A 16388-nucleotide genomic window follows, 5' to 3' on the forward strand; every position below is an offset into this window, starting at 1 on the left:
GTTTCGGTGGTTGATCTCGAAGAATTAACCAAAAAGAACTATAATACCTATAGTTTAGACAATATGCAGGGCTACATCGGTGGTTTCACCGGTAATGCGCTGTGGGGTATGGGCGACTACCTAGTGCTGGTTGACGGAATACCACGTGCGGCAAATAATGTGCTGCCAACCGAGATTGAGCAGATCACTTTCCTGAAATCGGCTGCTGCGGTTGTGCTATATGGTAGCCGTGCTGCAAAAGGTGCCATTTTAATTACTACAAAACGAGGTAAAAACACACCACTTGAAATTAATGTGCGAGCAAACACTGGTTTCCATGTATCAAAAAGCAATCCTTCTTATTTAGGGTCGGCACAATACATGACACTATTTAACGAAGCACGAGTAAACGACGGCCAATCGCCTTTATACAGCGATGAAGAAATTTACAATTATGCATCGGGAAGCAATCCTTATCGCTATCCGAATGTGGATTTCTATTCATCAGATTATTTAAAGTCGTACTACAACCGTACCGATGTTTCTACTGAAATTTTGGGTGGTAACGAACGGGCTAAGTTTTATACCAATATCGGCTACTACCGTCAGGGTGATGTTTTTGACTTTGGGGAAGCGGCTGATAATTATACCGACCGCCTGAATATCCGCGGTAACATCGATTTGAATTTGAATGATTTTATCAGTGCCTACATCAATACAAATGCGACTTTCTATAATTCAAGAAGTGCAAATGCCACAGATAGTGATCCGGATAATGATAACGATCCTTTTGATGATGACAATAATCCGGATAATTATTGGACCTATGCGGCAAGAATGCGTCCTAACCGTGTTTCACCTTTAATTCCATTAAGTTATATCGATCAAAATAATCAGCAATCGTGGAATTTGGTAAACGGAAGCGAAAACATTATTGGAGGTCAGTATTTCCTTGGAGGGACCCAGGTGGATCAAACCAATGTATTTGCCGATTATTATGCTGGCGGATACAGCAAATGGACAAGCCGACAGTTTCAGTTTGATACCGGTTTGGATTTTGATCTGAGAGGAATCACTGAAGGATTAAAATTCCACACACAGTTTGCTGTTGATTATGCTACTTCGTACAGCACATCATATAACAACTATTATGCAGTGTATGCACCGAGCTGGTACGATTATAACGGTACCGATGTTATTGCCGGCATAACGAAGTATAATAATGATGAAAAATCAGGTCAGCAAAACGTTGTAGGAAGTACCAGCAACCAAACTATTGCGTTTTCAGGGTATTTTACCTACGACAAAACGTTTAATGCAGACCACAACCTGAATGCGATGTTAATTGCATCAGGTTATCAAATTACAAACTCTGGTCAATATCACCGCACAAGCAGCGCAAATGCCGGTTTGCAGTTGGGCTACAATTACAAGAAAAAGTACTATGCTGATTTTAGTGCATCGGTAATCCACTCGGCAAAACTGCCCGAAGGTAACCGCCAGGCACTGTCTCCAACTGTAAGTTTAGGATGGAAAATAAGTGAAGAGGATTTTATGGCCAACTCATCGGTATTTGATGAACTGAGCCTGAACGTGTCGGGAAGTATCCTGAATTCAGACCTCGATATTGAGAACTTTTATATGTACGAAGCTACCTACACGCAGTCAAACGGTGCATGGTGGGGATGGTACGATGGTGCATCGGAGCGCTCAACTAACTCGCTACGTGGTGGAAATGAAGAATTGGACTTTGTAAAACGTAAAGAAGTATCGGCTACTTTAATGGCTTCGCTTTGGGAAAAACTTTTAACGGTTAACACTTCGTTCTTTATCAACTCTACCGAAGGATTGTTGATTGAGCCATCAACCATTTTCCCAAACTATTTCTTTACCTGGTGGCCTGATGCCTCGTTTATTCCTAATGTAAACTTCAATAACGATAAACGAGTTGGATTCGACTTTAACGTAAATGTAAACAAGCAGGTTGGCGAAGTAGATCTTACGTTGGGTGTTTCAGGAATTTATTATACCACTGAAGCTACACAACGCGACGAAAATTACGAGTACGGTTATCAGTACCGCGAAGGTTTAGCAATTGATGGAATTTGGGGATTGGAAAGTGCAGGTTTATTCCAGAGTGCTGAAGAAGTTGCCAGTTCTCCAGAACAGAAATTTGGTGGAACGGTTAAACCCGGCGACATCAAATATGTGGATCAAAACGGTGATAATATTATCGATGATAAAGACCAAGTTTACCTTGGCCGCGCCGGATGGAGTGGAGCGCCACTAACTTTGGGTGTAAACTTTACAGCAAAATATAAAGGCTTTACATTCTTTGCTCTGGGTACCGGTAATTATGGTGCTTATGCTATGAAAGATGACGCGTACCACTGGGTTTACGGCGATAGAAAATACTCGGAAGTAGTGCTTGACCGCTGGACGGAAGAAACAAAAGCTACAGCAACTTATCCGCGATTAACAACAGAAAGTGGAAGTAACAATTTCCGCAATTCTGATTACTGGATGTACAAAACCGACCGTTTTAATTTGGCGAAAGTACAGATCACTTACGATCTGCCAAAAAGCCTGATTCAAAACAGTCTGTTCGAAAACATCTCAACGTACGTAAGTGGAGCTAACCTGTTAACTATTTCAAAGGAAAAAGATATCCTGGAACTGGAATTTGACAGTGCTCCGCAAACGCGATTCTTTAACATTGGTTTAAAGGCCACATTCTAATAAGTAACACTAAAGAATTTTAACGATGAAGAATATTATAAAATTAGTGGTTCTTGTACTTCTGTTCACCGCCTGCGACGATATGTTCGAGCCGGCTTTGGAGAACAATAGGGGACTTGACGCGATGTATAATGAACCAACCTATGCACAAGGTATTCTGGCCAATGCATACATATTATTGCCCTACTCTTCGACTCCAAATAGCGATGTGGCAACAGATGATGCAGTAACCAACGATAATGGAAACGACTACCTGGCCATGGCTACCGGTTCGTGGACAGCAAGTACTAACCCAATGTCGCAATGGCAAGGCAGAAGAAATGCAATACAATACATTAACTTGTTTTTGGCCAATACCGACCAGGTAGTCTGGAGTAAAGAAGAAGTGATCAATACGATGTATAACGACCGTTTGAAAGGAGAGGCTTATGCGCTGAGAGCTGTACAAATGTTAGCACTTTTGAAAGCTCACGGTGGTTGGACTGCAGGTGGAGAACTGTTAGGTGTACCAATTGTTACCGAACCCGAAACAGCGGAGTCAGACTTTAATTTGCCACGTAATACATTCCAGGAATGTATTGATCAGATTATCGCTGATGCAAATACGGCAATGGATCTTTTGCCATTAGACTTTGGCGATATTTCTGATGGCGAAATTCCATCAAAATACCAGTCACTGGGAGTTACCAATGCCGGAGATTATAACCGTGTGAACGGTAACCATATGCGTGGACGTATTACCGGACGTATTGTTGAAGCGGTTCGTGCACAAGCTGCCTTGCTGGCTGCAAGTCCGGCCTACAACACCGGAACAACCGTATCTTGGGAAGATGCTGCTAACTTTGCCGCCGATGTACTCGACCGTGTTGGCGGGCCAAATGGTTTGGCTGCCGATGGAAATACCTGGTACGCAAATATCAGCGAAATTGAAGGTTTGGCTTCAGGTGTAGCTCCTCCCGAAATTATTTGGAGAGGTGATATCGGTCAGAATAACGACCTAGAAAGCGATAACTTCCCTCCGTCGTTATATGGTAACGGACGTGTAAATCCTACCCAAAATCTGGTTGATGCATTCCCAACTGTTGACGGTTATCCAATTACTGATCCTTCGAGCAGTTATGATCCTGCAAATCCATATGCAAACCGCGACCCACGATTGAATGACTATATTGTGGTAAACGAAAGCACACAAGGACCAAACAGCGATGTAATTGTTACCGGCACTTATAGCGATAACAATGATGGAATTAACAAAGAAAACGGATTATCAACCCGTACAGGTTACTACTTGCGCAAGCTGTTGCGTTATGATTGTAACCCAAATCCAGAATTCGATACCGATCAAAAACACTATTCTGCACGTATACGTTACACCGAAATATTTCTTGCCTATGCCGAGGCAGCAAACGAAGCTTGGGGACCAACAGGAAATGGCGGAAACTCTTATTCTGCCTATGATGTTATAAAAGCCATTCGCGAAAGGGCCGGAATTGGCTTGGATAACAACGATGCTTACCTTGAATCGGTTAAAGGCGACCAAGATGCAATGCGCGAATTGATAAGGAACGAACGTCGTATCGAACTTTGTTTCGAAAATCAGCGCTTCTGGGACTTACGTCGTTGGAACGTGGCAAACCTCAACGAAACAGCACGTGGTATTCAAATCGATGATCCGAATGGTACATATACTTATTCTCCGATTGATGTGGAATCGAGAAATTATGCCGATTACATGTATTATGGACCAATACCTTACGGTGAATTACAGAAATGGAGTAACCTGGAACAAAATGCAGGTTGGTAATTTTCTGAATATTAATTGAAAATATTGAAAGATATGAAACAGATTAAATTTTTAATGATAGTGTCAGCCGGAATATTTGCAATGCTATTCACTTCTTGCGAAAATCAGGATGTGGAGTTCCCGGATTTTGACTACAGCACCGTTTATTTTGCCTATCAATATCCGGTAAGAACTATTGTACTTGGCGAAGATATAATCGATAATACGCTGGATAACGAACATAAATGTGAGATATACGCAACCATGGGGGGGGTGTATTCTAACGATCAAAGCATTGGTATCGATTTAACTGTCGACAATAACTTGTGCCACAATCTGTATTTCGATACAGAATTTACAATGCCGGTTCAGGCTATGCCAACTAATTACTATTCGTTGGCGGCCGATAAGATCTATTTGGATAAAACCTTACTCGATGGCGTTGAAGTACAACTTACTGATGCATTTTTTGCCGATTCGGATGCACTTAAAAATACCTATGTTATTCCATTGCGAATGACAGAGGTGGTAAATGCAGATTCAATTTTATCTGGAGTACCAAAGTTTGACGGAGCTGTTAGAGGAAATGATACCGACTGGGATGTTTTACCTAAAGACTATGTACTTTATTGTGTGAAATTTATCAATCCATGGCACGGTAACTACCTGCGCCGTGGCGAGGATGTAATTACCGAAGACGGAGAAACCAGCACTGTTACACGCGAAGCCGAGTATGTTGAAGATGATGAAGTGGTAGCATTAAATACTGCTTCTTTAAACACAGTTGAATTCCCAGTTCCGCTTGTTGACGAAAATGGTGAAAATGTAACATGTACTTTGTTGCTCACTTTTGATGATCAGAATGCTTGTACTATTTCTTCTACTACTGAAGGATTTACTGCATCGGGTAGTGGTTCTTTTGTTATCGATGGCGAGAAAAACAGCTGGGGCAACGAAGATCGTAACGGGCTTTATCTGGATTACACCATTGAGATGGGAAGCAAAAGCTATGCAACAAGTGATATCCTGGTTGTTCGCGACCGCGGTGTTGCGATGGAAACATTTTCACCATCATATAATGTAAACTAATCGCTTAAATTAAGATGAAGATGAAATACATAAATAAACTTTTGCTGGGTGCCCTATCTGTTCTTTTTATGGCATCCTGCGTTGAAGATAGTTTACTCGATTATAGAGTCGATAAACCGGAAAGTCTTGCACAACTGGAGTATTTGAATGAATACGATGTGTTGAAATCATATGTTGACAGAAACGCCAGCCCCGATTTTAAATTGGGAGCAGGAGTTTCGCTAAACGCTTTCAACGAAAAAGGATTGGTTTATAGTCATATCAGTTCAAATTTCGACGAAGTTACAGCGGGGTATGCGATGAAGCACGGTGCAATTGTGCAGAACAACGGAACTATGGACTTTTCAGGAGTGGAAAAATTTATGGCCGCTACTGAAGAAGCTGGTATTACCATTTACGGACACACACTTGCATGGCATGCCAACCAAAATGCGGAATATCTTAACAGTATTATTGCTGATAGGGAAATTGAAATTGATCCTGATGATGCAAACAACGCTTTGCATGCTAATACACCCAATGCGAACACTAACATCTGGGATTGGCAGCTTGAATACACACTACCTACGCCATTGACACAGGGAGTGGAATATACATTAAAAATGCGTGCAAAAGCCTCAAGTGCATTTACGGTGGGGTTTTGGCGAACTGATGGTTCATCAACCAATTACGGTCCGGACATCGCATTTGGAGAAAGCTGGGGCGATGTTTCGGTTACATTTACACCAACAATGGATGCTACCAGATTACAATTTTGTTTCGGAACATTTGGAGGTGATCTTTATTTTGATGACATGGTTCTTACCGCAAGTGGTTCTGAAGAGAATTTAATTTTAAATGGAGCTTTCGATGAGGAAGATTTAAGTGGATGGGGAAAACCAGGCTGGCATGCTTACACCTTTGGGGTTGAACCTGTTGCAGCCGGGCCGGCTACGTGGTGGACAAACCTGGTAACCAACAGCGATGTTGAAGGTGATGATGTTTCCAGCTTTTTCGCTACAGAAGTATCTGTCGGCCCAGATCCTGCAACAATTGGTGCTGGTGGAACAGGAGCTGACGATGTGGGAAGAGCGATTGTTGTTAAGTCGGGAGATAACCCCGCTAACCCATGGGATACCCAGTTTTTTGTAAAAGCACCCATGCAACTGATGGCAGGTCAGGCTTATCGGTTCAGCATGAAGGTTAAAGCGGATAAGCCAGCTACCATCGAATCTCAGGCGCATAATAACCCGGGGGGCTATTTACATTGGTCTATGGTTGGTAGCCCGGCAGTTACTACCGAATGGCAGGAATATACAAATTCAGGAGTCATTTCAGCCGAACAGGCAGGAGATAATGGTATGAACACAATAGCTTTTAATCTTTCAGTTTTTGCAGAAGCCAATACCTATTATTTTGATGACATCGTTTGGGAGATTGAGGAGTCGGGAAATACAATTCCACTGACACCAGAAGAAAAGGCAGATACCCTTACCTGGGCATTGGATAACTGGATTGCCGGAATGCTGGAAGTTACCAACGGATATGTAAAAGCCTGGGACGTGGTGAATGAACCAATGGATGATGGCAACCCGTATGAATTGAAAACCGGTGTTGGTAAAACAGATATGGCTGCTGATGAATTCTACTGGCAAGATTACCTCGGTAAAGACTATGCCGTTATGGCTTTCAATTTGGCAGCACAATACGGAGATACTGACGACAAATTATTCATTAATGATTATAACCTGGAATATAACATTGATAAATGTAAAGGTTTAATTGCTTACGTTCAATATATCGAAGAACAAGGTGCTCGTGTTGATGGAATTGGTACACAGATGCACATTAACACCACCTCTGATAAGGATAAAATTGTGGAAATGTTTAACCTGCTGGCTGCTACCGGAAAACTGATAAAAATATCAGAACTTGATATGGGGATTGCAGATGGAGTAAAAACAGCAAATGCAACCGAGGAAGACCTGCAAGCTCAGGCAGAGATGTATCAGTTTGTTGTTGAAAAGTACCTGGAATTGATCCCGGCAAGTCAGCAATATGGTATAACTGCCTGGAGTCCGCTTGATAGTCCGGACGACTCTTCATGGAGAGCAGGAGAACCTATTGGTTTATGGAATGAAAGTTACTATAGAAAACCGGCTTATGCCGGATTTGCAGATGGCCTGTCTGGTGAATAGTATCGCATAGGTTTAGTTTAGGTAAAGGGACTGTCTTAATGTAGACAGTCTCTTTTACTTGTTTTTAAGATTTTCAGATTTGATGAATGTTTAGGAGTCTTGATAAAGAACAATCCAGCTAAAAAACTACTCGCTTTTGAACGAAATTAAAACATTAACTAATTAAAGAAACCTGAAACGACATGAAACCCATAACCCAACTAATACTTGTCTTGTGTTGCTGTTTTGCAATTCTTTCGTGCAGCCAACGACAACCGATCCCCAAAGCATATAGTGTAGAAAACAGAGAAAAGAAATTTGAGAAACCGGTGCTGCCCAGTCTGGATGAACTGCCGGTTATAGAAAGTTTAACCGATCCTTTTGCGTGGTCGGATGGCAGCGGGCGTTCTACAAAATTCAGTGACTGGAGCAAACGCCGCAACGAAATAGCTGCCGAAATTCAACATTATGAAATCGGTCCCAAGCCTGGTCGCCCCGATTCAATCTCAGCCAATTTTGAAAACGATACACTTACGGTAAATATCACCGTAAACGGAAACACATTAACATTAAAATCAGGTATTATTTTACCCGATGGCAAAGGTCCGTTCCCTGCTGTAATTGGTATCGGACGAAGTTCGGGAAGTTTGCCTGTCGACCTCTTCTCTGAAAAAAATATTGTTCAAATTACCTACGATTTTGGTCAGGTTGTTGCCTGGCAACAAAAACGTGGTAACGAGCCTATCAATAAATTATACCCCGATCTTGCGTATATGGGATCGTATGCTGCCTGGCCGTGGGGTGTTAGCCGCCTGATCGACGGATTGGAGCTGGTGACTGATGAATTACCAATCGATATAGAACACCTTGCCATTACTGGTTGCTCTTTTGCCGGAAAGATGGCACTCTTTTCAGGTGCTTTCGACGAGCGTATTGCGCTTACAATTGCTCAGGAATCAGGTGGAGGAGGAGCGGCTGCCTGGCGCGTTTCTGAAACACTTGGCGAGGTGGAAACCCTGGGGCGAACCAATAATGTTTGGTTTATGGAAAGTATGTTTCAGTTTGCCAATGATGTGTCGAAACTGCCTTTCGATCATCATGAGTTGATGGCGATGGTGGCACCGCGTGCCTTGCTTGTACTCGGAAACCCGGATTACGAGTGGCTGGCTGATGAATCAGGATATGTCTCGTGCCAGGCTGCAAAAAAGGTTTGGGAAACGTTTGGAATTGCCGACCGGTTTGGATTCTCAATTGTTGCCAATCATCCGCATTGTCAGTTGCCCGATGTACAACGCCCCGAGGTGGAGGCTTTTATCGATAAATTTCTGCTGGATAACGATACCGTAAATACCAATGTGGCCATTCACCCTTTCTCTGAGGTGGATTATTATAAATGGATTGATTGGTGGACTGATGGAACGGAATAAAATACAGGACTGATGAAAAAGAATAAAGCGTTTTGCTCACTAGTTTTCTTGTTATTAATATTTGCTTTAGGTGGTGAATCAATGGCTTCGTTGAAGTTGCCTAAATTGGTAAGTAATGGAATGGTGCTTCAGCGTAACGAGCCGGTTACTATTTGGGGGTGGGCTGATGCCGGTGAAAAGATTGAAATAGAATTTTTAGGAGATATATTTAAAATCAGGGCAGACAGGAACGGAAACTGGCAGCTTGAGCTAAACGCAATGGCTGCCGGTGGTCCGTATTCCATGACCATAAACGATGTGGTGCTAAACGATATTTTGGTTGGCGATGTTTGGCTGGCTTCGGGGCAGTCGAATATGGAGTTACAACTGCGCCGTGTAATGGATTTGTATGCCGATGAGATTTTGAAAATAAATACCGACCAGATTCGCCTTTTCCGTTCTTCAACACGCGAAAATGCTGAGAGCGAAAAAGCGGATTATCCCGATGGAAAGTGGCTGTCATCAACACCTGAAAATATCATGGAATTTTCGGCTGTAGCTTGGTTTTTTGCCGACAAGATTCATCAAAGTCAAGATGTTCCGGTGGGCATAATCAGCACCGCAATTGGCGGCTCGCCGGCCGAGGCCTGGTTAAGTAAAAACAAAGTAACACCATTCCTTGACGAATGGTTAGAGCAAGGTGAAAAGATTGACTCGATGCGCGCAGCCTACATTGAAGAGCATGGAGAGATAAAAAGATACAATTGGGGTGCCGAAGTTAACAAAAATGATCCCGGAGCAGGAAAATGGTCGAAAGATGATGTGGATGTTTCCGACTGGCCACAGATTTCTTTGCCGGGATACTGGACAGACAAAGGTGTTAACTTTTGGAACGGTTCAATATGGTTTTACAAGGAATTTGAATTGGATGAATCGTTGGCCGGAGAAGAAGCCATTTTACGTTTGGGGCGTATTATCGACAGCGACTCGGCTTTTGTAAACGGAACTTTTGTGGGCAACATTACTTACCAGTATCCGCCACGAATTTATACCATTCCGGAAGGCGTTTTAAAAGCAGGCACAAACAAAGTAATGGTGCGTGTATTTAACCAGGGCGGACGAGGTGGTTTTGCAGAAGAAAAACCTTACGAAGTGCGTGTTGGAAATGAAGTGATCGATATTACCGGCGACTGGAAATACCATATTGGAGCAGAGTTAAATCCTCCGAGAACAAATTTTGGAGGCCTCGGATTTCGTCCGGGAGGTTTGTACAATTCGCTGATAAACCCAATGAAAAAATACACCGTTAAAGGAGTGATCTGGTATCAGGGAGAAACAAACGCCGGTCGTGGCTTTCAATATCGTCAGTTATTTAAAGACCTGATTGTGGATTGGAGAGACCAGCTGGATAAACCTGCTTTGCCGTTTCTGTTTGTGCAATTGGCAAATCTTGGGCTTCCGAATAAACAGCCTGTTGAAAACGGCTGGGCCGAAACCCGCGATGCACAACGCCGTGCACTGGAACTTCCAAACACCGGAATGGCAGTAGCTTTTGATATTGGCGAATGGAACGACATTCATCCGCTCAACAAAAAAGAAGTAGCTCGTCGTTTGGCTCTGGAGGCCGAAAGAGTGGCATACGGAAATGATGAGCTAGTTAGTGCTGGTCCGCTTTACGAATCAATGGAAGCAGAAGATGGAAGTATTTTGCTCACCTTCTCGTCTGTCGGCTCGGGATTATTTGCAAACAGTAAACTCGAAGGATTCCAAATAGCAGGAGAGGATGGCGAGTTTGTATGGGCAAATGCCGTGGTGATGAGCAAAAACACTGTTAAGGTTTGGAGTAGAAAAATAGAAGAACCGGTGGCAGTTCGTTATGCCTGGGATGGAAACCCGGCCGGATCGAACCTGAAAAATAAAGAAAACCTGCCCGCATCGCCTTTTACAACTGAAGACTAAATCGAAGAAATTATAAATTAAAAAAATTCAAATGAAATCGAACTCACAGAAAGTTTCGGTACTGGAAAAAATAGGATACAGCCTCGGCGACCTGGCTGCCAACCTGGTGTTTCAAACCCTGGTTACTTTCCTGGCGTTTTTCTATACTGACATTTATGGATTGCAGAACGAACACGCATCAGTAATTATGCTGGTGGTAGGACTGGTAGCAGCTTTTGCTTTTAACCCGATTATTGGTGCTTTGGCCGACCGAACGCATTCGCGCTGGGGAAAATTTCGCCCCTGGATTTTGTTTACGGCCATTCCGCTGGGTGTAATTGCTTTGCTGGCATTTACAACACCCGATTTTTCGTACAAAGGAAAGCTGATTTACGCCGCCGGAACTTACACTTTGTTGCTGCTGGCTTACGCGGCAAGTAACCTGCCTTATTCGGCATTAAGTGGCGTGCTAACCGGCGATATGTCGGAGCGAAACAGCCTTTCGTCGTATCGTTTTGCGGCGGTAATGTTTGCACAGTTTTTTGTGCAGGTATTTATGTTGCCCATCATTTTACATGTGGGAAATGGCGATAAAGCGGCCGGAATTGAATCGGTAATGACATGGATGGCCATCATTGGTACCGTCCTTTTGCTGATCACTTTCCTGACCACAAAAGAGCGCGTGGTTCCTCGTCCCGAGCAACAAGCAAGTTTAAAAGAAGACCTGAGAGATTTATTCAAAAACCGTCCGTGGATCATCATGTTAACGCTAACAATATTGGTATTTGTTACGCTGGCCATGAAAGGTGGATCGTACGTTTACTATTTCAATAATTACGTTGATGAGGCGGCTTTGCAAAGTTTTATCCAGCCAATTTTAGATTCGCTTTCGGCAATAGGATTGAACTTTTTTGAGTCGGATATAGCATCAGCAGGTTTTGGATTATTCAACGCCGGAGGAATCATTTTCTCAATGATCGGTATTGCGGTGTCAAGAAAACTGGCGGATAAATTTGGAAAACGTGATGTGTTTGGTTCTACTTTATTCATTGCCACCCTGTTTATTGCATCATTCATTTTTTACAAGCCCGAGGATGTTCGCTTGATGTTTTTAGCGCAGGCATTGCATATGTTTTTCTACGGTGTAACAACGCCAATTCTTTGGGCGATGATCGCCGATGTTGCCGACTATTCAGAGTGGATTAACAATCGCCGGGCAACGGCTATAATCTTTTCAGCAATGATGGTGGGACTGAAAGCCGGATTGGCCATTGGTGGTGCTATTGTTACCTGGATTCTTGGTTTGTACGGCTACGTATCGAAAGATGCTGCGGTGGCCGGTCAGGAACTGGTTCAGCCCGAAAGTGTGGCGCAGGGAGCAAAAATGCTGGTAAGTATTTACCCGTCTATCCCGTTTTTAATCGGAGTTGCCTTACTGTTCTTCTACGAAATCAATAAAAGCAAAGAAGTACAGATACAGAAAGATTTAATCGAAAGAAGACAATAATAACTCTCAATATCGTCTTTTGGCAAAAATATTTTAAACCATAAATACCAAAAAAAATGAAAAATAGAAATGTATTAGTTTTATTCTTGTTGTTAGCGGGCATATTGGTGTCGTGTAACAGCGGAACAACAACGCAGTCGAAAAAAACACCAACTTTAAAAGACGCTTTTGAAGGTAAATTTTATATTGGAACCGCTTTAAATGAATGGCAAATAACCGGAAAAGATTCTGCCGGAGTTGAGGTAATTAAAAATCAGTTTCAGGCAATTGTTGCCGAAAACTGCATGAAAAGTGGTCCGATTCATCCAAGAGAAGGCGAGTACAATTTTGAACTTCCCGATCAGTTTGTAGAATTTGGTGTAGCTAACGATAAATGGATAACCGGCCATTGTTTGATTTGGCATTCGCAGGCTCCACGATGGTTTTTTACCGATGATGAAGGAAATGATGTTTCGCGCGAAGTAATGATCGAGCGCATGAAAGAACATATTTACACGGTAGTTGGTCGTTACAAAGGAAAAATTAAAGGCTGGGATGTAGTAAACGAAGCCATTATGGAAGATGGAAGTATGCGAAACAGCAAATTCCTGCAAATTGTTGGCGACGACTTTATCAAGCTGGCTTTCCAGTTTGCACATGAAGCTGATCCTGACGCCGAATTGTATTACAACGATTACAACGAATGGTATCCTGGAAAACGCGACGCAATCGTTCAGATGGTACGCGATTTAAAGGCAGAAGGAATCAGGATCGACGGCATTGGAATGCAGGGGCACATTGGAATGAACAGCCCATCGCTCGAGGATTACGAAGCAGCCATTGTTGCCTATGCCAATGAAGGAATGAAGGTAATGATAACTGAACTGGATATGTCGATTTTACCCAATAGGCATCGTGACGTAGGTGCAGATATTTCAACCAGTTTTGAATACCAGCAACAATTAAATCCATATACCGAAGGAGTACCAGAGAACGAAATGAAATTGTGGGATAACCGCATGCTTGATTTTTTCCGTTTGTTCCTAAAACATTCTGACGCAGTTACACGGGTAACGTTATGGGGAGTTTCTGATGGGACATCCTGGAAAAATGGCTTCCCTATTCCGGGACGTACAGATTATCCGTTGTTGTTCGATCGAAGTTATCAGCCCAAAAGTATAGTCCCAAAATTAATTGAGGAGGCAAACAACTCTGAAAAATAAAATATTTGATTTAAGTAGTTAGTTAGTTAGTTAGTTAGTTAGTTAGTTAGTTAGTTTCTCCGGGGGGTGCACAATAGGTCATCTCCCGGATATTTTTAGCAAATCTCGACACGAAATAGTTTCAATGTTTAGAAAGCAAAATTTATAGTAAAATGAAGAAAGCACGATACCTTGTTGACAATCTTTATACTGCCGATCCGGCAGTACACGTTTTTAACGGAAAAATCTACATTTACCCATCGCACGATGTTGAGTCGGGCATTCCCGAAAACGATTTGGGCGACCATTTCGATATGCGCGATTACCATGTTTTTTCGATGGATGATATTGACGGAGAAGTTACCGATCATGGCGTGGCCCTTGATGTGAAAGACATTCCGTGGTCGGGCCGGCAGTTGTGGGACAGCGACTGTGCCTTTAAAAACGGAAAATACTACCTCTATTTTCCGCTGAAAGACCAAACTGATATTTTCCGCATTGGTGTGGCTATCAGCGATAAACCTGAAGGGCCATTTGTGCCGCAGGAGGCACCGATGAAAGGAAGTTATTCCATCGATCCTTGTGTTTTTGAGGATGAAGATGGTAGCCATTACATGTATTTTGGTGGCCTTTGGGGCGGCCAGTTACAGCGTTACCGCGATAACAAAGCTATTGAATGTGGCCAGGAACCGGGCGACGATGAGCAGGCTCTTCCGGCACGTATTGCTAAACTAAGCGACGATATGTTGGAATTTGGCGAAGAACCCAAAGCATTGGTTATTCTGGATGAAAACGGTGAGCCGATAAAAGCCGGCGATCACGACCGACGTTTTTTCGAAGCTTCGTGGGTGCACAAATACAACGGTAAATATTACTTTTCGTATTCTACCGGAAACACGCACAAATTGTGCTATGCTGTTGGCGACAATCCTTATGGTCCGTTTACCTACCAGGGTGTAATTTTAACACCGGTTGTGGGCTGGACAACACACCATTCAATTGTTGAATTTAAGGGCAAATGGTACCTGTTTCATCACGATTGTGTACCTTCAAATGGCAAAACCTGGCTGCGCAGCATGAAAGTTGTGGAGATGGAGTACGATGCCGAAGGAAAAATTATTACGATAGAAGGAACAGCAGAATAAATTTAATAAGAAACGAGATGTTTAGTTTGAAAGATAAGGTTGCTATAGTAACCGGCGGAGGAGGCGTTTTGGGGGGAAGTATCGCCCGTAGTTTAATCGAGGCCGGCGTTAAAGTGGCTATTCTCGATATTCGCGAAGAAAATGTAAATAACCGTGTTGAAGAGTTGAAACAACTTGGGGGCGAGGTTGTTGGTTTTGTGTCGAGTGTTTTGGACATGAGCGAGTTAAAACAAACCCGCGAAATGATCCTCGAAACATGGGGACAGATCGATATACTGATAAACGCTGCCGGAGGAAATCTTCCGGGAGCTACCTTAACCGAAGAACAGACGGTTTTTGATATGAAAATCGAGGACTTCGAACGCGTGAACGATTTGAATATGAACGGAACCGTTTACCCGAGTTTGGTATTTGGCGAGGCCATGGCAAACCGTGGAGAGGGAAGTATCATTACCATTTCGTCGATGGCTACTTACTCGGCCATTACAAGGGTTTTGGGTTATTCAACAGCCAAAACAGCCATTAATATTTTTACGCAATGGATGGCCATGGAAATGGCGACCAAGTTTAGTGAAAAGGTGCGAGTGAATTCTATTGCACCGGGCTTTTTTATTGGCGACCAGAACCGGAATGTGCTGATCAACCCTGACGGATCTTACACCGAGCGAAGCAAAAAAGTACTGGCCCGCACACCAATGGGTCGATTTGGCGATATAAAAGAACTAAACGGAGCGGTGCAGTTTCTGTGCTCCGATGCGGCATCATTCATCACGGGTGTAATTCTTCCTGTTGATGGTGGTTTTAGCTCGTTTAGCGGTGTTTAAAAATTAAACCCGATCCTATTTAATTTGTTTAAGTAATTAATAAAACGAAAGTGGTATACCTGTTTGGGTATTGCCACTTTCGTTATTTTTAATGTGCTGAAAGCTGCTTGCAAATTTTGCGCATGTAATTAAACGTTCAGCTAATTTATCGGCGCAAATCCACATGATTTGCGAGAAATAGTTTTCAGTTTCGATGTTTGTTCATAAAAAGTAAATAGAAGGAAAATGGCTTTAGAAAAAACGTGGCGTTGGTTTGGCGAAAAAGACCTGGTAACGCTTGATGATTTGCAGCAAATGGGAGTGGAAGGAGTGGTTACCGCACTGCATCACATTCCGAATGGCGAAGTGTGGCCAGTTGAAGAGATTCTGAAGGTGAAAACAGCCATAGAAAAACGAGGCATGCGTTGGAGTGTTGTGGAGAGTCTTCCGGTTTCGGAGGGCATAAAAATCTGTTCGAACGACCGCGAACGTTTAATTGTCAATTACCAGCAATCGGTGCGAAACCTTGGTAAATGTGGCATCGATACCATTTGCTACAATTTTATGCCGGTTTTGGATTGGGCCCGAACCGATCTGCATTTCAAACTGAAAAATGGCGGTGAATCGATGTATTTTGATTTTCCCACTTTTGTGGCCTTCGA

11 protein-coding genes are annotated in these 16388 nt (G+C 42.9%); all 11 read left to right on the top strand.

Annotated elements, in window-relative coordinates:
• Positions 1-2718 (top strand): SusC/RagA family TonB-linked outer membrane protein (locus tag QZ576_RS21850; RefSeq protein WP_297101574.1); only part of this gene is annotated, 2718 nt, incomplete at its 5' end.
• A 25-nt stretch (positions 2719-2743) separates the two neighbouring features.
• Positions 2744-4522, top strand: a complete 1779-nt coding sequence (locus QZ576_RS21855; RefSeq protein WP_297101575.1) for a RagB/SusD family nutrient uptake outer membrane protein — start codon at positions 2744-2746, stop codon at positions 4520-4522.
• A 33-nt stretch (positions 4523-4555) separates the two neighbouring features.
• The gene (locus tag QZ576_RS21860) at positions 4556-5590 is read left to right on the top strand and encodes a DUF5627 domain-containing protein (protein WP_297101577.1); all 1035 of its coding nucleotides are present in this window, start codon (positions 4556-4558) and stop codon (positions 5588-5590) included.
• Between the two features lie 20 nt (positions 5591-5610).
• The gene (locus QZ576_RS21865; protein WP_297101579.1) at positions 5611-7767 is read left to right on the top strand and encodes an endo-1,4-beta-xylanase; all 2157 of its coding nucleotides are present in this window, start codon (positions 5611-5613) and stop codon (positions 7765-7767) included.
• Between the two features lie 182 nt (positions 7768-7949).
• Entirely contained in the window at positions 7950-9173 is a 1224-nt protein-coding gene (locus QZ576_RS21870) for a dockerin-like protein (RefSeq protein WP_297101581.1), read from the top strand.
• A 12-nt stretch (positions 9174-9185) separates the two neighbouring features.
• Positions 9186-11111, top strand: coding sequence for a sialate O-acetylesterase (locus QZ576_RS21875; RefSeq protein ID WP_297101583.1), 1926 nt, complete (start codon positions 9186-9188; stop codon positions 11109-11111).
• 31 nt (positions 11112-11142) lie between these two features.
• Entirely contained in the window at positions 11143-12597 is a 1455-nt protein-coding gene (locus tag QZ576_RS21880) for an MFS transporter (RefSeq protein WP_297101585.1), read from the top strand.
• A gap of 56 nt (positions 12598-12653) precedes the next feature.
• Positions 12654-13799, top strand: coding sequence for an endo-1,4-beta-xylanase (locus QZ576_RS21885; RefSeq protein ID WP_297101587.1), 1146 nt, complete (start codon positions 12654-12656; stop codon positions 13797-13799).
• A gap of 152 nt (positions 13800-13951) precedes the next feature.
• Entirely contained in the window at positions 13952-14923 is a 972-nt protein-coding gene (locus tag QZ576_RS21890) for a glycoside hydrolase family 43 protein (protein WP_297101588.1), read from the top strand.
• 17 nt (positions 14924-14940) lie between these two features.
• Positions 14941-15747 (top strand): SDR family oxidoreductase, encoded by an 807-nt coding sequence (locus QZ576_RS21895; protein ID WP_297101590.1) that lies wholly within the window; start codon positions 14941-14943, stop codon positions 15745-15747.
• Between the two features lie 225 nt (positions 15748-15972).
• On the top strand, positions 15973-16388 hold a 416-nt coding region (gene uxuA, locus QZ576_RS21900), incomplete at its 3' end, for a mannonate dehydratase (protein ID WP_297101592.1).

The sequence above is a fragment of the uncultured Draconibacterium sp. genome, assembly GCF_913060805.1.
Classification (GTDB): domain Bacteria; phylum Bacteroidota; class Bacteroidia; order Bacteroidales; family Prolixibacteraceae; genus Draconibacterium.

Coding starts and splice junctions, on each gene's coding strand:
- QZ576_RS21855 (WP_297101575.1), top strand. CDS start 2,744: ATGAAGAATATTATAAAATTAGTGGTTCTTGTACTTCTGTTCACCGCC.
- QZ576_RS21860 (WP_297101577.1), top strand. CDS start 4,556: ATGAAACAGATTAAATTTTTAATGATAGTGTCAGCCGGAATATTTGCA.
- QZ576_RS21865 (WP_297101579.1), top strand. CDS start 5,611: ATGAAATACATAAATAAACTTTTGCTGGGTGCCCTATCTGTTCTTTTT.
- QZ576_RS21870 (WP_297101581.1), top strand. CDS start 7,950: ATGAAACCCATAACCCAACTAATACTTGTCTTGTGTTGCTGTTTTGCA.
- QZ576_RS21875 (WP_297101583.1), top strand. CDS start 9,186: ATGAAAAAGAATAAAGCGTTTTGCTCACTAGTTTTCTTGTTATTAATA.
- QZ576_RS21880 (WP_297101585.1), top strand. CDS start 11,143: ATGAAATCGAACTCACAGAAAGTTTCGGTACTGGAAAAAATAGGATAC.
- QZ576_RS21885 (WP_297101587.1), top strand. CDS start 12,654: ATGAAAAATAGAAATGTATTAGTTTTATTCTTGTTGTTAGCGGGCATA.
- QZ576_RS21890 (WP_297101588.1), top strand. CDS start 13,952: ATGAAGAAAGCACGATACCTTGTTGACAATCTTTATACTGCCGATCCG.
- QZ576_RS21895 (WP_297101590.1), top strand. CDS start 14,941: ATGTTTAGTTTGAAAGATAAGGTTGCTATAGTAACCGGCGGAGGAGGC.